Genomic DNA, 17,347 nt, shown 5'->3' on the forward strand with positions numbered 1-17,347 from the left:
AAAAAAACAGTCTTATATGACTGTTTTTTATTTAGATGCTAAATTATCAAGTTTCCAATATGTATCTGTTAACGGCGCAGCTTTGCTATCTATGTATAAATACATATTATTTAAATCTTTTGGAGAAGTTTTCATATTAAATACAATGTCGGTAGTTAAAGAAAACTCAGATGGAACCTTTTTAGCATTTTCATTTTGTATAAATTCACCTTCGTATTTTTCACCCGTTTTTTCATCTTTTATGAAATATTTTATTTCTGAAAGATCTATCGTTTGTCCGTCAGCACGAGCATTATTTATAGTAACGCGAGCTGTGAGACGCCACTCTTTGTCTATTTTATCGAATTTTGCATTTTCAACAGTTGCTCTATAGTATTCGTTTTTAAATATTTCCCCATAGTGCATTGCATTCTTTTCAAAAGCGCTCTTTTCTTGTTTTGGTGCAGTATTTCCACTACATCCTGCCATTATTCCTGTAAATAATAATGCTGTACAAGTTACTTTAATTATAGATTTCATAGTAATCCCTTTCTGTATTAAAAAGTAAAACATAGGAATAATTTTACATCAACAGGAAGGTAAATGGAAGTATGTTTGTGGAATATGCAAATATACATTTATTTCGTTTTCAAGTTAATGGGATAGAAAGAGGGAGAAAAACTGTATAAAGCTGAATAAATAAGAATTGAAAATATTGTAATACAGAAAAAGCATGCATATAATTAAAATAAAGATTAAATTTCTGAATCTTCAATAATGGTGGTGATAACATGTTCACTGAAGAGCGTAGAGAGAAAATTTTAGAGTTACTTAAGAAAGATGGAAGAGTAATCGCAAAGGATCTTGCGGAAAGTTTTGATATGTCTATTGATTCTATAAGAAGAGATTTGTCTATTATGGAGAAGGATGGTTTATTAAAAAGAACGCACGGAGGTGCAGTTGAACTTACGCGAGTGAGAAACTTAGCTGCCGAACCATCGAAACGTTATCGTGATAGTTCAATAGATGAAGATGCGATTGCGAAAGTTGCTGTATCCTACATACAAGAAGGAGATTCCGTTTTTATTGGCGGGGCTTCCATTCATTATGCCATGTTAAAGTATTTACCTGAAACATCATTTACAGTTATTACGAATGCTTTAGAAATTGCTAGTAAGTTACGGGAATATAAGAACATTGATACGTACTTAATTGGTGGAAAAGTGAAACCATCAGGAAATATGACAGATACACTGGCCTCTGAATTTATAAGTAGATTCTCTATTGATCTTTATTTCTCTACAGGTGGCGGTATTTCATTGGATGGTATAAGTACTGCGACACCGGAAGTTGCTTATTTTGGAAAAACAGTAAGTAAAATTGCTAGAAGAAATATTTGTTTAGCTCCTCATAATAAACTCGGAATAGACTGCTTTATAAAAGGAGAGTCACTGATAGAAATTGACCTTATAATAACTGATGAAGAGGCTAGTAAAGAAACGATTCAACAATTTGAGAAACAAGGTAAAGAAATTGTAATAGCATCAATAGACTGCATCTAAAAGGAGTTTGAAATGATTATAAAAGGACAAGAGTTTCATATAAATGGATTAACTTATACAATTCGTTCTGCAGCTGAAGCGGATGCTGAGCAGTTATCAGAAATTAGAGTTCAGATCGATGGCGAAACTGAAAATATGGATAGAGAAGCTGGAGAGGGGTTTATTGATAAGATAGGGTTTCAAAAAATAGTAAAAACAGATATTGAAGAGATGAAGAATCTTTTTTTAGTTGCAGAAGTGCACAACCGAATCGTAGGATTTTCGAGATGTGAAGGATCAAATTTGAAGAGATTATCCCATAAAGTAGAGTTTGGTGTTTGTATTTTAAGAGAGTTTTGGGGATATGGAATGGGTAAGAGTCTATTGCAACAATCTATTCAGTGGGCTGATGAAAATGAAGTGAAAAAGATATCATTGCAAGTGTTAGAGACAAATGAAAAAGCCATCCAACTTTATAAAAAATTAGGTTTGGAGGTAGAAGGTATTCTAAAAAATGATAAAAAACTGTCGGATGGTAAGTATTATAATACGGTAGTAATGGGAAGGTTTACTGATACTTTTCATAAAAGAGGTGAAGAAGTATGTTTTACAGAAGGAAATACTATGTAGTAAAAAATGAATTCATAGAAATATTTAATGATCATTTCAATGATACTAATTTACCTAATCAAATAAAATATGGTTCTCGTCTAATAGGACGTTGGATGAAAGATAATAATGATGGTACGACTGAAGTATTTGCAATATGGGAATATGATAGTTATGAACAGTATAAAGAAATTGAATCAAAAATTAGAAGCGACAAGATACATGTTAAAAGAATACATGATTGGTATGAAAAACATGGCGGGAAAGAATATGTTTTACAGGAGTACATATTAGAGTTAAAAAATGAAGAGTTAGTATGTACTGTAAAGTGATAGAGGGGTGAGGAATAATGGGAATTAAAACAAAATTATATTTTAGTTTAGCATCCACCATTTTATTTGCAATAGCGGTGATAGTTTTCTTTATAAACGGCAATCCACAAAAGTGGTTTTGGTTATGTATTTTCTTTGCGTCCATTATACAAAATATAGTTCTACTAAAAAAGAATAAAGAAGTTCATTAAGATATTCAAATTATTAACGTATTTGTGTCATCTTTCTAGTTTTATTGAAAACGCTTTTATTCAGTTTTATAATAAAAGTATGTTTTATAAATCTCCAAAACAATTAATAGGGGAGATGATACAATGTTAGCTTCACCGTTTTACTTACATACATGGAAAAAGTTTGTTGATGAAGGAGTCCTTGATTCGAACCGTATAAACGAAAGAATTTCAGAGTCATGGCATCGATGTAAACAAGCAAATGTGAATCCTCACATGAATAAAGGTCGGAAAATTTTGACTTCTAATATTTTTCAGGATCAAAAGAAAAAGAGTGAAATCTTCCTTGATATAGCAATACCTCAAATACAAAATATGAGAAAAACCATTGATGAACTGCAAATGATGGCATTATTAATTGATCCAGATGGTTATGTTCTATCATTAAGTGGGAATCAGCAAACGTTGAAACGAGCGAAGCATATTAATTTTATTGAAGGTGTGAAATGGACGGAAGCAGCTGTTGGTACAAATGCGATAGGAACAGCGTTACAGATTGAAGAGGCTATTATGATAAGTGGTACAGAGCATTATTCTGTCGCATCTCATAGCTGGAGTTGTGCGGCCTCTCCGATTCATAATGATGATGGGAAATTAATTGGTGTTCTAGATTTCTCCTGTCCAATTGAGTTTTCACATCCATATATGCTTGGAATGGTAACTTCGATCGCGCATGCGATTGAACGTGAATGTAGTATTCGAGTACATCAAAATGAACTGCATTTAATCCATCGTTTTTTAGATGTAATTGACAGTGATGAACAAGTTGTTATTTGTAACCATCGTGATGTTATCGTTTCTGCGAGCAAGAGGGTTCGTGAACGAGTATGTAATTGGTCACGAATGAAACTTGAAGATTTAATGTACAATGGATTGAAACCTAAATTAGAGGTACCGGTATATAGTAATGATAGAATGATTGGGAAATGTATTTACTTAAAGGAAAATAAACAAGAAAATTTATTTTCTACTTACCCGTTTATAAACGGAATTACTTTCCCTGGAGTTATTGGGACAAGCAGCGTATTTCAACATACTTTAGAAGAAATTAAGCTTGTTTCACCAACTGACGCTAGTGTATATGTATGTGGTGAAACAGGTGTAGGGAAAGAATATGTAGCGAGAGCGATTCATGAAAATAGTCCAAGAAAAAATGGTCCTTTTATAGCTGTTAACTGCGGTTCATTACCGAAAGAATTAATGGAAAGTGAATTATTCGGTTATGCTGAAGGTGCGTTTACAGGTGCGCGGCGCCAAGGATATAAAGGGAAATTCGAACAAGCAGACGGAGGAACAATATTTTTAGATGAAATTGGTGAAGTGCCGCCAGAGATGCAAGTGGCATTATTGCGTGTTTTGCAAGAACGAACAGTAACCCCAATTGGTAGTTCAAAAGAGGTACCAGTAAATATTCGTATTATTACTGCGACACATAAAGATTTACTACGGTTAGTAGAAGAAGGGAAATTCCGTCAAGATTTATATTATCGTTTACATGTTTATCCGCTATATGTTCCGTCGTTAATAGAAAGAAAAGAGGATATTCCGTACTTCATACAACATTTTTGTGAACGAAAGGATTGGAATGTTGTATTTCCAAAGAGTATTTGTAATCAATTTTCACAGCATACATGGCCCGGAAATATTCGAGAATTATTAAATGTATTAGAACGCATATACATTTTGTTGCAAGGACGGGAAATATGCGAAAAACAAATCTCTTTTTTATTACAAACAATGATGGGAAATCAACATCAACTTGAATTGCAAGCAGAAAATAAAACAGAGCATACATTAAATTTCCGTGAAAAAATACAGCGTGATAGCATGATTGAAGCGCTAGAAAAGACGAATGGAAATGTTTCGTTAGCTGCAAAACTATTAGATGTGCCACGCAGTACATTTTATAAACGTATGCAAAAATTCAGGCTATAAAAGTAGATTTTTGTAATCTACTTTTTCTTTATGGGCTCACGTTCTGTCGGAATGTGCGCTTGCCAGGGAAATAATAGAATAATTAGAAAGAAGATTTCCTGAAGGGGGTTAGCATGTGAAGTATATTGAAATTGGAATCGGGAATAGGTGGTTCATTCGAACGGAAACCGAAAATAAAGATGGAACTGAATTCGAGGAACGAGGAATTATTAAACCTATTTATTTTGAGTCTTTATATGTACGGATTTGGTTTCGGAAAACGTGTTTTATTTTTGATACGAAAGAGGGCTTTAAGAAAGTAAGAAAAAGTAGAGCTGAGTATAAGCTTATTGTTGGAATGGTGAGTAGATTAAAACAATAGAATCACACAGGGGGTGTTTTTATGATTAGAATTATCACATTCATACTCGCTTTTATTATAATGGGCTATTCTATTTACAGTTGGAATGATGATTCGAAGCAAAGTATGCTCATTTTACAATTACTTTTAGGTTGTATGCTTGCCGGTATGGGGATACAAAACGTTAAGAAGGATGAAAAAGAGAATAAGAATATGGGGCTTTTGCTATTACTTACATCACTTTTTTGTATTATTGTATCGTTAATAAAATATTTTAAATAAACCGTTACTAAGCATATTGAGTAACGGTTTATTGAGGTTATAATGTGCTATTTATATAACCCCGTCGTATACATTACCGTTAAAGTATGTACAATTTCTTCTAATTCTAGTTCTTTATCATTTTGCACGATTGTCCAAAGAAACGTTTCATTCATAGAGAACCAGCCGCATGCGACAATCTCTTTATTTAACTCAGTTCGTACTAATTCATTTTCCTGGGAATGAGTAATGTCTTGTATAATCCGTGTTACAAAGCGTTCGCGAATCTCATCCCATTTTTGACGTATTTCTTTTGAGGTTCTTATTGCTTCTTCAACAACTTGTAATATAGCTCTTTCTTCTTGTGCTAACTGTAAAAAAGCGCGCACTTGATTCTGAATCATATCTCGTGCTTCGGCCTTTGTTTGAGGGGAAAAAGAGCGATCAGCAATATCATAAAAGCGATTCATAACATCTTCCATCAAAACGACGAGGAGAGCATCTTTGTTTTTAAAATATACATATGCTGTTCCATAACCAGTTTCTGCATGTTTAATAATTTGCGTGATTGTAGTTTTCTGAAATCCGTTTTTTATAAACATAGTATAACCGGAATGTAATAGTTTCTTTTTTGTTTCTAAGGAGCGGTGTTTTCTTGTTGAAAGAGTAGAATTTTTCAAGGAATCACCTCTTTATACTGAAATATCTGAAAATATAATTGTATTGTAAAAGAAGTTCGTATATAAAGTCAACTGACATAATATCATTGACGTTATATCAATTTAAGTGATATATTTCAATTAGTTAGAATAAAAAGAAAATTAAAAGAAGGTGACACCATGTATAAAGAACCATTTCAACCAACTTATGAATATGCGCTTGAATGTGATAAACATGATGAACTGAAAGATTTTCAATCTGAATTTTATAAAAAAGAAGGAACAATATATTTAGATGGTAACTCTTTAGGGTTGCTTTCAAAAAGAGCAGAGAAATCGTTACTTACCTTGCTAGATTCATGGAAAGAGTTTGGGATTGATGGATGGACTGAAGGTGAGCATCCATGGTTTTTCCTTTCGGAGAAATTGGGTGAATTGACAGCACCTCTTATTGGATCTTTACCGGAAGAAACGATTGTAACCGGTTCCACGACTGCGAATATACATCAAGTTATTGCGACGTTTTATGAGCCAAAAGGAATACGAACAAAAATTCTTGCGGATGAATTAACTTTTCCGTCAGATATTTATGCACTTCAGAGTCAAATTCGTTTAAAAGGCTTAGATCCAGATGAACATTTAGTACGAGTGAAAAGCCGAGATGGAAGAACACTTTCTGAAGATGATATTATTCATGCGATGACCGATGATATCGCTTTAATATTATTGCCTTCTGTACTATATAGAAGTGGACAAATTCTTGATATGAAGCGATTAACAGCTGAAGCTCATAAACGTGGTATTCATATAGGTTTTGATTTATGTCATTCAATCGGCTCCATTCCGCATCATTTTAAAGAGTGGGATGTAGATTTCGCTGTATGGTGTAATTATAAATATTTAAATGCAGGTCCTGGTGGTGTTGCAGGCCTTTATGTAAATAATAAACACTTTAATAGACTCCCAGGATTATCTGGTTGGTTTAGTTCTAGAAAAGATAAGCAATTTGATATGGAGCATTCATTAACTGCGGCTGACCATGCTGGAGCTTATCAAATAGGGACACCTCACGTATTAAGTACTGCACCATTAATCGGTTCTCTTGAAATTTTTAAAGAAGCTGGTATTGAAAAGTTACGTGAAAAATCATTACATATTACGAGATATATGCTTGATTTAATTGAACATGAATTAAAAGGCTTTGAATTTACAATTGGAAATCCATTAGAGGATGAAAAACGAGGCGGGCATATTTATTTAGAACATGCTGAGGCGGCGCGTATTTGTAAAGCGTTAAAAGCAAATGGGGTTATTCCAGACTTTAGAGCTCCAAATGGAGTTAGACTTGCGCCTGTTGCTTTATACAATACGTATGAGGAAGTATGGAACTCTGTACAAATCTTAAAGAAAATTATGAAAAATGAAGAATATAAAAACTTTGAAAATAAGCGAGAGGTTGTGGCGTAAGCATGAAAACATCGCAGTGGATTGATATTTCGCAACCGTTAAATAATGATATCGCGACGTGGCCAGGGGATACACCGTTCTCGTATGAAGTTTCATGGTCAAAAGAAGACAGTGGTTCAGTAAATGTCGGAAAGTTAACGATGAGTATCCATACAGGTACTCATATTGATGCACCATTTCATTTCGATAATGACGGTAATAAGGTGTTAGATTTAGATATACACGTATATGTAGGCGCAGCACGAATTATCGATGTGTCAGGGCTGGAGAGTATCGGTAAAAAGGAATTAGAACGTTTTAAATTAGAAGGTGTAGAGCGATTATTATTACGTACATCTTCACATGGTAAAGCACAAGAATTCCCAGAAAAAACCCCGTATTTACGTGCTGATATTGCACCTTTTCTATCAAGTAAGGGGATTCGTTTAATTGGGGTAGATGTACCCTCTGTTGATCCTTTAGATGATAAAGAACTAGCAGCACATCATCAATTATTTAAACATGGAATTCACATTTTAGAAAATATCGTACTCGATCACGTAGTAGACGGCGATTACGAACTTATTGCATTACCACTTGCATTAACAGATGCGGATGGGAGTCCAGTTCGAGCTGTTATTAGACCAATATAAGTAGAAATGAACACAAAGGGGCGTTTGGCTAATATGAAAGAAAATGAAAAGGTAATTATGGAAAAAGGGATTCATACGGATTTTAAGGAGAATATGACGTACGGAGAGTATTTACAGCTAGATAGCTTATTATCTAGTCAGCAAAGATTATCAGATCATCATGATGAAATGTTATTTATCGTTATCCACCAAGCGAGTGAGCTTTGGATGAAACTAATTTTACATGAATTGAATGCTGCAATTGAATCTATTAAACAAGATAAATTACCACCAGCTTTTAAAATGTTAGCACGTGTATCAAAAATTCAGTCGCAAATTATTCAATCTTGGGATATTCTTGCGACATTAACGCCATCAGAATATATTGAGTTTCGTGATTCACTTGGTCAGGCTTCAGGTTTTCAATCGTATCAATATCGAATGATTGAATATGCACTTGGTTATAAAACACCACATGCATTAAAGATTTATGAAAAGGACCCAGAATTACATGCTCGTCTTCATAAAGCACTTCATGCACCAAGTTTGTATGATGTGGCGATACAAGCGCTTGTTAAAGAAGGATTCCCAATTCATAAAGATGTGTTAAATCGTGATATTACGCAGCCTTACGAAGAGGATGCAACTGTAGAAGCGGCTTGGATAGAAGTATATGCGGACGTGCAGAAATATTGGGATTTATATCAGCTTGCAGAGAAATTAATCGATATTGAAGACTGGCTACAACAATGGCGTTTCCGTCATATGAAAACGGTAGAACGAATTATTGGTCATAAAATGGGAACAGGTGGCTCTTCTGGCGTATCTTATTTAAAGCGAGTGCTTGATCAATGCTTCTTCCCAGAGCTTTGGAACGTTCGAACGAAATTATAAAAATAAACTTGTCAGCTATTAAATGTCGGCAAGTTTATTTTTTTGTTTTAATAACAAATATGATTTAATAGAGAGAACGAGATGAACTACAAATATTACATAACCATTTAGATGGAGGAAGATTTCTTGAATTTCGAGCAATTACAAAATAAATTTGAAAAGAAAAAGGTTAATACATTTCTTGTTTATCAAAAGGGGGAATTAACGACTGAGTACTATAAAACGATAGACTGTGCAAATGACTTATTTAAAATTAATTCGATTACAAAAAGTATCGTATCAATATTAATTGGTATCGCAATTGATAAAGGATTTATAAATAATATACATGCACAAATCACAACATGGATTCCCAATGTGCCGGAGGAAAAGAGGGAACTAACGCTGTATCATTTATTAACGATGACAACAGGAGAAGATTGGAAAGAGTTCGGAAATGGGGTTGTCTTCCCGAATGATTTTGTGGAATCAGACAATTGGGTGCAATACATTTTAGAAAAGCCGCTCATTGAAGAAATGGGTACGAAAATGAATTATAATTCAGGCTCTTCTCATTTACTTAGTTACATCATTCAAGAAGCAACTGGAATGTCGACGGAGCAGTTCGCGAAAAAGTATTTATTTGAGCCGTTAAACATTACGGAGTATGAGTGGCAACAAGACCCGCAAGGTATATATGTTGGCGGATTCGGTATGAAAATGAAATCTATAGATTTATTAAAGTTAGGAAAAGTATGTTTGAACAATGGATATTGGAAGGGAAATGATATTGTATCATCGAAATGGTTAGAAGAATTAAATACAGCTCTATTCGAAACGTATGAACATGTCGGAGCATATGGATATCACTGGTGGGTATTAAATAACGAAAGATTTCACATACCGTATTGTATATATTTTGCTATGGGATACGGAGGGCAATACATTATTATCATTCCGCAGTTAGAGCTCGTAGCTGTAATTAGTAGCCACATGCCAAAACGTGGCCTCGTACCATTAAAGTTATTTATAGAGCACATAAAAGAGAATTCCGATTATAAGTAAGAAGAGAAATGAGGTGTTTTATGAGGAGTGCAAAGATGATAGCGATTTATAGACTGTTATTAAGTCTTCTAGCGTTTAGTGCACTTATTACTCAATTTGTTACAAGGGCACAAGTGAAACCGTTCAATCCAGTTAACTTTTTTAGTTTCTTCACAATTGAAAGTAATATTTTAGTGGCGGTAATTCTACTATTTAGTAGCTTGGGGACAGCCCTATTTGGACGTTCCGAGCAGTTTGGAGTTCTTCGCGGCGCAGCTACAGTATACATACTGACAACAGGACTTATTTATTTTTTGTTATTAAGGGGATTAGAAGAGTCACTTCAAACACCGATACCGTGGGTAAATACTGTGCTTCATTACATCATGCCGTTAGCGATGATTTTAGATTGGGTTATAAATCCACCTACGAAGACCATTACATTGAAACAGGCTGCTAGTTGGCTTGTTTTCCCGCTTTTATATGTTGTCTATAGCTTAATACGCGGGCCATTCGTGAATTGGTACCCATATCCGTTTTTAGATCCGAGAATAGGTGGATATGGGAGAGTATTGTTATATAGTATAGGGATATCCGTTGTTATTGGAGCTATTTGCGGATTAGTAAAAATGTTAGGGAATCGATCTTTGCATATAAAAAATAATCCTCCTTATTAAGGAAGAAGTACATAAAGAAACCTCTGTCTGTATGTAAAGACGGAGGTTTTTTGTTTTACCGACTTGTCTTCTGAAAGGACATCTTTAAAAATTCCTCTGTTTTCGTATCAAACTCTACATCCACAAAAACACCATACTCTTTTCCACCCTCACGTAGCCATAATTTAAACTTTTCAACTGTTATTTGAACAGTTTTTGGTTGTCTACCTATATGAAGGTAATCGATAATCTCAGCTTTCGGATATTGTTCTTTCGTTTTTTCAACGGCTAGTTTACCCCATTTTGCATATGGCGGCTGTGCGTGAACAATAGATGGGTCGGTATATATATTTGAACATGTTGTTATTAAAAAAAATATAAATGCTGTACGTACGAAGAATCGCTTCATAATAAGCTCCTTTTATTCTTTTTGTATATTGTTTACATATTTCTTCAAGCATATAAGTTTGGATTTTTTTGTCTTCTTTACATAAAAGCGAGGGTTTTACAAAACATAACCATGAAATCATTTCCGTAATTAAGGAGGGAAATACATGCGTCAAAAAGCTGTTTTTAAAATAGCGATCTTGCTTGTCTTTATCGGGCTATCGTTAATGGTAAGTAGTATACAAACCAAAAATGTAGAAGCCTTTTCTAATCAAGTGATTCAAAGAGGGGCATCTGGAGAAGATGTCATTGAACTGCAAACTCGTTTGAAATATAACGGATTTTATACGGGGAAAGTTGATGGTGTTTTTGGATGGGGTACATATTGGGCGCTTCGAAACTTTCAGCAAAAATTCGGATTGCCAGTTGATGGTTTAGCGGGTGCTAAAACGAAGCAAATGCTTGTAAAGGCAACGAAGTATGATAAGTCGACCGCTAATAAAGGGAACAGTGGTGGAGGTACACAGGAAAATAAGCCGCCAAAAAGTACAGGGACAAATGTTCCAAACGGTTATTCTCAAAATGACATTCAGTTAATGGCAAACGCTGTATACGGAGAATCCCGTGGTGAGCCGTATTTAGGACAAGTTGCAGTAGCTGCGGTTATTTTAAACCGTGTCACAAGTGCATCATTTCCAAATACTGTTTCAGGAGTAATCTTTGAGCCGAGAGCATTTACAGCAGTAGCAGATGGACAAATATATTTAACGCCAAATGAAAATGCGAAAAAAGCCGTATTAGATGCGATCAATGGATGGGACCCAACTGGGAATGCATTATATTATTTCAACCCAGATACTGCGACAAGTAAATGGATTTGGACTCGTCCACAAATTAAAAAAATTGGTAAGCATATTTTCTGTAAATAGAGCGGAGGTGGAAACATGTTACGAGGTATTATCATCGTATTGTTAACAGTAGGTGTAGTCGGAACAGGCTATTGGGGCTATAAAGAGCATCAAGAGAAAAATGCAGTATTAATTCGAGCAGAAAATAGTTATCAGCGTGCGTTTCATGATTTAGCATATGAAGTTGATTTATTACACGATAAAATTGGAACAACACTGGCGATGAATTCACGTTCCTCATTATCGCCAGCTTTAGTAGATGTATGGCGTTTAACATCAGAGGCTCGTTCTGATGTAGGACAATTACCTTTAACATTAATGCCATTTAATAAAACGGAAGAGTTCCTTGCGAAAATCGGTGATTTTAGTTATCGTGCAGCGGTTCGTGATTTAGAAAAAGATCCGTTAAATGATCAAGAATATAAAACGTTACAAGGTTTATATTCAAATGCAGGAAATATACAAGATGAACTGAGAAAAGTGCAGCATCTTGTATTGAAAAATAATCTTCGTTGGATGGATGTAGAAATGGCTCTTGCGTCAAACCAAGATCCAGCAGATAACACAATTATCGATGGATTAAAGACGGTAGAAAAGAATGTAACATCATACTCGTCCACAAACTTTGGACCGACTTTTACAAGTGCACAAAAGAATAAAAAAGGCGGATTTGAAGCAAAAGGAAAGGCGATTTCGAAAGCGGAAGCGGAAAAAATCGCGAAATCATTTTTAAACTTAAAAGGGAATGAAAAAGTAGAAGTTGAGAAAAGTGGAAAAGGTGCAAAAGAATCATTCTACAGTGTGAAAATTCAAGATCCAGCAACGAACAATGAGTATTATATGGATATTACCGGAAAAGGTGGATATCCAATTTGGGTAATGAACAACCGAGAAATTAAAGAGCAAAAAATCAGTTTAAATGATGCAGGAAGTAAAGGATTAACATTTTTAAAGGATCACAAGTTTACAAATATGGAGCTGTTTGATAGTTCTCAATATGATAATATCGGTGTGTTTACGTACGTTGTAAATGAAAATGGAGTGCGTATTTATCCAGAAGCAATCCAAATGAAAATTGCTTTAGATGATGGAGCGATTGTTGGTTTTTCCGCAAAGGAATATTTAGCATCACATCAAAAACGAACGATTCCGAGTGCGAAGCTAACCGCTGCTGAGGCGAGAAAGAAAATTAACCCCGATGTAAAAGTTATGGAAGAACGTAAAGCTGTAGTAGTAAATGACTTGCATAATGAAGTACTTTGTTATGAATATATTGGTACTTTAGGGAAAGATACGTACCAAATTTTCATTAACGCAAATAGCGGTGCAGAAGAAAAAGTGAAGAAGATGCAAGCTGTTGAGAAAATTTATGATTAAACATCAATGATAAAGTGGTGAAAATAATGAAAATCATTATATATATGTTAATGCTTTGTTTCGTTATTACTGGATGTAGCATTGGAAAAAAAGACAATCCTAATGAAAAGCCAGAACAAAAAAATGTCTCGATGAAAAATGTTACGTATACAAATAATTCAAATAAGCCAAATGAAAAAGCAGCTGATCATCTGGCATCTTTAGCTGCAAGTATACCTGGTGTAAACGATGCGACAGCAGTAGTAGTTGGCAAGTATGCTGTTGTAGGTATTGATGTGAAAGCGAAACTTGATCGAACTCGCGTTGAGTCAATTAAGTATTCTGTTGCAGAGAGTTTGAAGAATGACCCAAACGGTGCAAATGCAGTCGTTGTTGCAGATGTCGATACGTATGAACGACTAAAACAAATAGGGAAGCAAATTAAAAAAGGTAAAACTGGTGAAGGTATACTTGATGAATTAGCAGCAATTGTTGGCCGAGTAATGCCGCAAGTTCCAAATGATATGATTGAAAATAGAGAAACGAATCCGATTAAAGATAATGATAAACAATTACCAAAAGATGAAGAACAAGAACTACGAAAAGAACAAGAAGATCAGTCAAATAACCATTTGAAAAAATAGTGAAAACCCCGTACTAAATTGTACGGGGTTTTTCTTTAAGATTAAATATTCAGTTTATTTTTAAGGGAATATATGGTTTAATAATGAGGGGAGGGACAGCCGTTATGATGAAAAAAAGCGCACTCATATTAGGTAGTTTATGCATAGGTTTTAGTATGACAGCGTGTGACCAGAAGAAAGAAGTGAAGAAGAAAACAGCTATGTCTTCTACTATAACGGAAAATAAAAAGCAAGAGACCATTAATATAAATCATTTCTCAAATATTAATGAAGGAATGACTTATTTAGAAGTGAAAGATTTAATCGGTTTTGAAGGGGATTTACTCATAGAAGAAGGGGAAGAACATTCTACACGAATTAAGCAAATTTTTGCTTGGAAAGGAAACGATCCAAAATCATTTGCTAAAATAACATTTTTGGATGGAAAAGTGCATTCTAAAACACAGCAAGGTTTAAGTTAATAACTTGAAGGAGTGGGAGAGTTAAGCATGAACATACATACAGGGGAAATACAATTAGTTCCATATAAGGAGCAGTATAAAGAGATAATACAATCATTTACTTTACCAAGTGAACAAGTTCAATTTACGGCGAATCCAGGTGAATTACTGGAGAAAGCGAAAAATGATCGAACGAAAAATGTAGTTGTTATTTTAGACTATAACGGAGTACCTGTCGGTGTATTTATATTACAAACAGGTGATAGGGTACAGGAGTTTACAGAAAATAAGGATGCTATACTTTTAACTTCTTTTTCTATTAATCACAATAAACAAAATAAAGGATATGCTAAAAAATCATTGGCGTTATTACAAGACTTTGTAAAATATTATTATCCAGTAAAAAATGAAGTGATTCTTGCTGTAAATGAAAAAAATATTCCGGCACAAAAGTTATATGAGAAAGTTGGATTTCAATATAAAGGGTTTAGAAGAATGGGACCAATTGGACAACAATTCATATTACATTTACCTATAACGAGATAATGAGATAAAAAAGCTTACTCTTGAAAAAAATCATGTAGTAAGTTTTTTAATTTGAGATATTTTCCGTACATGATATGTTAGATGTATTAAAGTAAGTATTCGAGAAGCATGAAGGTGCAAAACAATTCGATTGTTAAGCATTTAAATACGTGAGGGGTAATCATATGACAATTTATATTGCACTACTACGGGGAATTAATGTAGGTGGACATAAAGTAATCAAAATGGCAGATTTGAAAATAATGTTTGAATCAATAGGGTTAAAAAGAGTGAAAACATATATTCAAAGTGGAAATGTAGTGTTTGAGTCAGAAGAAGAGATAAGTTTTTTAAAGGAACGAATTGAATGTGAAATTAAGAACGTTTTTGATTTCAATGTTCCAGTCATGTTACGAGCAAATGATGAATTTATTAATATTATTAAAAAGTGTCCTTACGAGACCAATTCGTTATTAGAAGGAGAAAGTGTACATGTGGCCTTTTTAGCTAATCCACTTTCTGAAGAAGACAGTAAGCGGTTACTTATGTACAAAAGTGACATAGAAGATTGCCATATCGAAGGAAGAGTAGTGTATTTATTTTTCAAAAAAAGCATTCGGAATTCTAAACTAATGAACCAGTTTCAAAAATTACATACGCCAGCTACAGTAAGGAACTGGCGGACTGTGAATAAGCTGAAAGCAATAGCAGAAGGTATTTAAACATAAAAAAGTGGTTTTCTGCATTTAGAAAACCACTTTTTTTATTTATATTGTTTGGCGACAATGAGTTCAACAATTGGGAAAATAAGAAAGGATGAACAGAGTGCAATAAAGAGTGGAAGGTTTTTTACACCATCCAAATTGGAACCCATAGAAAATCCTTCCGAGCAGAGTAATATAAGGAACATAACACCTACAAGCACGAAATACGCGATTTTAAAGCTTTTATAGGTAATTTGTTGTCCCATCTCATCTTGACTTTCTTCCGATACTCCGTTTGGATCTCCCCATGTAATATGATTTATTAAATTACTAAGTATTAAAGAGGCAGCGAAAATAGTCCCGCCCAAAATTGAACCTTCAGTTATGTATTTGTATGTGCCATGTACAAGTATAGCGATTAAAGATAAAGTTATGATTACAAAAATAATTTTTTTAGTATTCAATATATAATTGCACCTCCACTTTTGTAAAAAACTCTTTACATCCATAGTATAAAATTGGAAAAGTCTTATGTCAAATATTTTTTACATATGAAGTGAGTGTTTATAATTTTTTATTTTTGGGATAAATAAAAAATTAAATTACATTTGAATGTAAAAGAATGGGCTCGCATATATTTGGAAGGGATGTCAGATTAATTTAGGGGGTAGTTATGTCTATTCTTTTAAAAGCTGGTGCAGATGCAGGAAATAATGGTTTGAAGTTAATGGTGAAAGGGCAGGAACCTATTTTTATTCCGAGTATTTATTCCTTATATATAGGTGAGTCTACGGGGTTGTTAGATGAGGGTGAAGTTTCATCGTCAGAATTAGAGAATCACATTGATGTGACCATTAGTTCTCCATCGCTAATGTTAAATAATGTACGATACATCGTTGGAGAAAAAGTGATTCAAGATCAATTAAAAGGTACTGAAGTGGAGAAAAAATCAAATAAATCGACTGATGAATTAATGGTCATTACAATCCTTTCAGGTTTAGCGATAAGTGCTATGCGTCAAAGTCCAACTTCAAGTCATATTAATATTCGTTATGATTTATCTGTTGCTCTTCCAATGCAACTTATTACACAGGAAATTGCTGCTGAAAATGCGAAACGGTATATGGGTAATCACAAGGTCATATTCCATTATCCAAATGGACGCGATGTTACGATTAATGTTTCTATTGAGTTTTGTAAATGTCTACCTGAAGGCGCTTCTGGGACGTGGGGGATTGTATATGATGAGGAAGGAAATGTTGTGAAACATAAAATAGAATGTGAACAAAATCAAGTTTCAGAAATTGATTTTGTAGATAAAACTTTATTGTCTTTTGATATTGGCGCGGGGACAACGGAAGAAGTTGTTTCATTAGGGGTAAATTTCCGTCCGCAATTAAGTAAAGGATTATCATATGGTGTAAAAGAAACGTTACTACAAATTATTACGAGATGGAATCGGAAATATCCTACGAAAACAATTGATAGCATTACAGAATTTAACCAAATTTATTTAAATGAAAAGCACCCAAGAAATGCATTGTTAGTTGAGGAATCGCAGCCAGCATTTTTAGGTTTAGCAGCACGTGTCGCAACGGATATTATTAACAAAATTGATGATATGAAAGACGATCCATATGTATTTATTTATGGTGGGGGCGCAGTTATTATTAAAAATAGCTTAAAAATGATTTTGAAACAAAAAGGACGCTTGAAAAATGTGATTTTTGTAGATAACCCGTTATTCACCAATGCTCGCGGGTTATTAGTATATACATGCTCGCCAAAATATAGAGAGCATAAGCAAAAAGAGTTAGGGTTTACAAACTTAACGATAAGTTAGTTG

22 protein-coding genes are annotated in these 17,347 nt (G+C 34.1%); 18 read left to right on the forward strand and 4 right to left on the reverse strand.

Annotated features, from left to right (window positions below):
* Nucleotides 1-27: 27 nt before the first annotated feature.
* Complete coding sequence (locus JFU18_RS01680; protein WP_060751402.1) at nt 28-519, reverse strand: hypothetical protein; 492 nt, start codon at nt 517-519, stop codon at nt 28-30.
* Nucleotides 520-770: 251 nt separating this feature from the next.
* Here JFU18_RS01680 and JFU18_RS01685 point away from each other — a divergent pair, with 251 nt between their 5' ends.
* From JFU18_RS01685 to JFU18_RS01710, 6 genes are all read left to right on the forward strand, one after another.
* Nucleotides 771-1,541, forward strand: a complete 771-nt coding sequence (locus JFU18_RS01685) for a DeoR/GlpR family DNA-binding transcription regulator (protein WP_201031168.1) — start codon at nt 771-773, stop codon at nt 1,539-1,541.
* Between the two features lie 12 nt (nt 1,542-1,553).
* The gene (locus tag JFU18_RS01690; protein WP_085311489.1) at nt 1,554-2,150 is read left to right on the forward strand and encodes a GNAT family N-acetyltransferase; all 597 of its coding nucleotides are present in this window, start codon (nt 1,554-1,556) and stop codon (nt 2,148-2,150) included.
* A complete protein-coding gene (locus JFU18_RS01695) occupies nt 2,123-2,461 on the forward strand; it encodes an NIPSNAP family protein (RefSeq protein WP_002127705.1) in 339 nt (112 codons plus the stop codon). The genes JFU18_RS01690 and JFU18_RS01695 overlap by 28 nt, the downstream gene beginning before the upstream one ends.
* Before the next feature lie 314 nt (nt 2,462-2,775).
* Nucleotides 2,776-4,626, forward strand: coding sequence for a sigma-54-dependent Fis family transcriptional regulator (locus tag JFU18_RS01700; protein WP_201033906.1), 1,851 nt, complete (start codon nt 2,776-2,778; stop codon nt 4,624-4,626).
* A 115-nt stretch (nt 4,627-4,741) separates the two neighbouring features.
* Nucleotides 4,742-4,987, forward strand: coding sequence for a DUF3977 family protein (locus tag JFU18_RS01705; protein ID WP_078185616.1), 246 nt, complete (start codon nt 4,742-4,744; stop codon nt 4,985-4,987).
* A gap of 21 nt (nt 4,988-5,008) precedes the next feature.
* Nucleotides 5,009-5,248 (forward strand): DUF3953 domain-containing protein, encoded by a 240-nt coding sequence (locus tag JFU18_RS01710; protein WP_201033905.1) that lies wholly within the window; start codon nt 5,009-5,011, stop codon nt 5,246-5,248.
* Nucleotides 5,249-5,295: 47 nt separating this feature from the next.
* Here the strand turns inward: JFU18_RS01710 and JFU18_RS01715 are convergent, their stop codons facing one another.
* Nucleotides 5,296-5,907, reverse strand: a complete 612-nt coding sequence (locus JFU18_RS01715; protein ID WP_002136674.1) for a TetR/AcrR family transcriptional regulator — start codon at nt 5,905-5,907, stop codon at nt 5,296-5,298.
* Between the two features lie 159 nt (nt 5,908-6,066).
* Between JFU18_RS01715 and kynU the strand changes: the two genes are divergently transcribed.
* The 5 genes from kynU (at nt 6,067) to JFU18_RS01740 (ending at nt 10,558) form a co-directional block, all read left to right on the forward strand.
* A complete protein-coding gene (kynU, locus tag JFU18_RS01720; RefSeq protein ID WP_002168240.1) occupies nt 6,067-7,353 on the forward strand; it encodes a kynureninase in 1,287 nt (428 codons plus the stop codon).
* A 2-nt stretch (nt 7,354-7,355) separates the two neighbouring features.
* Nucleotides 7,356-7,985, forward strand: coding sequence for an arylformamidase (kynB, locus tag JFU18_RS01725; protein WP_201031165.1), 630 nt, complete (start codon nt 7,356-7,358; stop codon nt 7,983-7,985).
* Between the two features lie 33 nt (nt 7,986-8,018).
* Complete coding sequence (gene kynA, locus JFU18_RS01730; RefSeq protein WP_044444363.1) at nt 8,019-8,858, forward strand: tryptophan 2,3-dioxygenase; 840 nt, start codon at nt 8,019-8,021, stop codon at nt 8,856-8,858.
* A 126-nt stretch (nt 8,859-8,984) separates the two neighbouring features.
* Nucleotides 8,985-9,902 (forward strand): serine hydrolase domain-containing protein, encoded by a 918-nt coding sequence (locus tag JFU18_RS01735; protein WP_201031164.1) that lies wholly within the window; start codon nt 8,985-8,987, stop codon nt 9,900-9,902.
* Nucleotides 9,903-9,922: 20 nt separating this feature from the next.
* The gene (locus JFU18_RS01740) at nt 9,923-10,558 is read left to right on the forward strand and encodes a Pr6Pr family membrane protein (RefSeq protein ID WP_085311477.1); all 636 of its coding nucleotides are present in this window, start codon (nt 9,923-9,925) and stop codon (nt 10,556-10,558) included.
* A 55-nt stretch (nt 10,559-10,613) separates the two neighbouring features.
* Here JFU18_RS01740 and JFU18_RS01745 read toward each other — a convergent pair whose 3' ends face one another.
* Complete coding sequence (locus JFU18_RS01745) at nt 10,614-10,946, reverse strand: DUF3889 domain-containing protein (protein ID WP_002032720.1); 333 nt, start codon at nt 10,944-10,946, stop codon at nt 10,614-10,616.
* Nucleotides 10,947-11,091: 145 nt separating this feature from the next.
* Here JFU18_RS01745 and sleB point away from each other — a divergent pair, with 145 nt between their 5' ends.
* From sleB to JFU18_RS01775, 6 genes are all read left to right on the forward strand, one after another.
* Complete coding sequence (sleB, locus tag JFU18_RS01750; RefSeq protein ID WP_085311475.1) at nt 11,092-11,853, forward strand: spore cortex-lytic enzyme; 762 nt, start codon at nt 11,092-11,094, stop codon at nt 11,851-11,853.
* A gap of 15 nt (nt 11,854-11,868) precedes the next feature.
* Nucleotides 11,869-13,209 carry a germination protein YpeB gene (ypeB, locus tag JFU18_RS01755; protein ID WP_201031163.1) on the forward strand — a complete coding sequence of 447 codons (1,341 nt, stop codon included), beginning with the start codon at nt 11,869-11,871 and terminating at the stop codon, nt 13,207-13,209.
* Nucleotides 13,210-13,235: 26 nt separating this feature from the next.
* Nucleotides 13,236-13,832 (forward strand): YhcN/YlaJ family sporulation lipoprotein, encoded by a 597-nt coding sequence (locus tag JFU18_RS01760; RefSeq protein WP_201031162.1) that lies wholly within the window; start codon nt 13,236-13,238, stop codon nt 13,830-13,832.
* Between the two features lie 104 nt (nt 13,833-13,936).
* The gene (locus JFU18_RS01765; protein ID WP_002127693.1) at nt 13,937-14,293 is read left to right on the forward strand and encodes a hypothetical protein; all 357 of its coding nucleotides are present in this window, start codon (nt 13,937-13,939) and stop codon (nt 14,291-14,293) included.
* 27 nt (nt 14,294-14,320) lie between these two features.
* Nucleotides 14,321-14,818 carry a GNAT family N-acetyltransferase gene (locus tag JFU18_RS01770; RefSeq protein WP_201031160.1) on the forward strand — a complete coding sequence of 166 codons (498 nt, stop codon included), beginning with the start codon at nt 14,321-14,323 and terminating at the stop codon, nt 14,816-14,818.
* Nucleotides 14,819-14,982: 164 nt separating this feature from the next.
* Nucleotides 14,983-15,519 carry a DUF1697 domain-containing protein gene (locus JFU18_RS01775; RefSeq protein WP_201031159.1) on the forward strand — a complete coding sequence of 179 codons (537 nt, stop codon included), beginning with the start codon at nt 14,983-14,985 and terminating at the stop codon, nt 15,517-15,519.
* Between the two features lie 41 nt (nt 15,520-15,560).
* Here the strand turns inward: JFU18_RS01775 and JFU18_RS01780 are convergent, their stop codons facing one another.
* Nucleotides 15,561-15,965 carry a hypothetical protein gene (locus tag JFU18_RS01780; RefSeq protein ID WP_012261049.1) on the reverse strand — a complete coding sequence of 135 codons (405 nt, stop codon included), beginning with the start codon at nt 15,963-15,965 and terminating at the stop codon, nt 15,561-15,563.
* A gap of 209 nt (nt 15,966-16,174) precedes the next feature.
* Here JFU18_RS01780 and JFU18_RS01785 point away from each other — a divergent pair, with 209 nt between their 5' ends.
* Entirely contained in the window at nt 16,175-17,344 is a 1,170-nt protein-coding gene (locus JFU18_RS01785) for a ParM/StbA family protein (RefSeq protein WP_002013097.1), read from the forward strand.
* Nucleotides 17,345-17,347 lie beyond the last annotated feature (3 nt).

The sequence above is a fragment of the Bacillus sp. TH22 genome, from assembly GCF_016651015.1.
GTDB lineage: Bacteria > Bacillota > Bacilli > Bacillales > Bacillaceae_G > Bacillus_A > Bacillus_A mycoides.

What these genes read in the sequence shown, in the direction of transcription:
- JFU18_RS01680 (WP_060751402.1), bottom strand. Translation starts at nt 519, where the DNA reads ATGAAATCTATAATTAAAGTAACTTGTACAGCATTATTATTTACAGGA.
- JFU18_RS01685 (WP_201031168.1), top strand. Translation starts at nt 771, where the DNA reads ATGTTCACTGAAGAGCGTAGAGAGAAAATTTTAGAGTTACTTAAGAAA.
- JFU18_RS01690 (WP_085311489.1), top strand. Translation starts at nt 1,554, where the DNA reads ATGATTATAAAAGGACAAGAGTTTCATATAAATGGATTAACTTATACA.
- JFU18_RS01695 (WP_002127705.1), top strand. Translation starts at nt 2,123, where the DNA reads ATGTTTTACAGAAGGAAATACTATGTAGTAAAAAATGAATTCATAGAA.
- JFU18_RS01700 (WP_201033906.1), top strand. Translation starts at nt 2,776, where the DNA reads ATGTTAGCTTCACCGTTTTACTTACATACATGGAAAAAGTTTGTTGAT.
- JFU18_RS01710 (WP_201033905.1), top strand. Translation starts at nt 5,009, where the DNA reads ATGATTAGAATTATCACATTCATACTCGCTTTTATTATAATGGGCTAT.
- kynU (WP_002168240.1), top strand. Translation starts at nt 6,067, where the DNA reads ATGTATAAAGAACCATTTCAACCAACTTATGAATATGCGCTTGAATGT.
- kynB (WP_201031165.1), top strand. Translation starts at nt 7,356, where the DNA reads ATGAAAACATCGCAGTGGATTGATATTTCGCAACCGTTAAATAATGAT.
- kynA (WP_044444363.1), top strand. Translation starts at nt 8,019, where the DNA reads ATGAAAGAAAATGAAAAGGTAATTATGGAAAAAGGGATTCATACGGAT.
- JFU18_RS01740 (WP_085311477.1), top strand. Translation starts at nt 9,923, where the DNA reads ATGAGGAGTGCAAAGATGATAGCGATTTATAGACTGTTATTAAGTCTT.
- JFU18_RS01745 (WP_002032720.1), bottom strand. Translation starts at nt 10,946, where the DNA reads ATGAAGCGATTCTTCGTACGTACAGCATTTATATTTTTTTTAATAACA.
- sleB (WP_085311475.1), top strand. Translation starts at nt 11,092, where the DNA reads ATGCGTCAAAAAGCTGTTTTTAAAATAGCGATCTTGCTTGTCTTTATC.
- ypeB (WP_201031163.1), top strand. Translation starts at nt 11,869, where the DNA reads ATGTTACGAGGTATTATCATCGTATTGTTAACAGTAGGTGTAGTCGGA.
- JFU18_RS01760 (WP_201031162.1), top strand. Translation starts at nt 13,236, where the DNA reads ATGAAAATCATTATATATATGTTAATGCTTTGTTTCGTTATTACTGGA.
- JFU18_RS01765 (WP_002127693.1), top strand. Translation starts at nt 13,937, where the DNA reads ATGATGAAAAAAAGCGCACTCATATTAGGTAGTTTATGCATAGGTTTT.
- JFU18_RS01770 (WP_201031160.1), top strand. Translation starts at nt 14,321, where the DNA reads ATGAACATACATACAGGGGAAATACAATTAGTTCCATATAAGGAGCAG.
- JFU18_RS01775 (WP_201031159.1), top strand. Translation starts at nt 14,983, where the DNA reads ATGACAATTTATATTGCACTACTACGGGGAATTAATGTAGGTGGACAT.
- JFU18_RS01785 (WP_002013097.1), top strand. Translation starts at nt 16,175, where the DNA reads ATGTCTATTCTTTTAAAAGCTGGTGCAGATGCAGGAAATAATGGTTTG.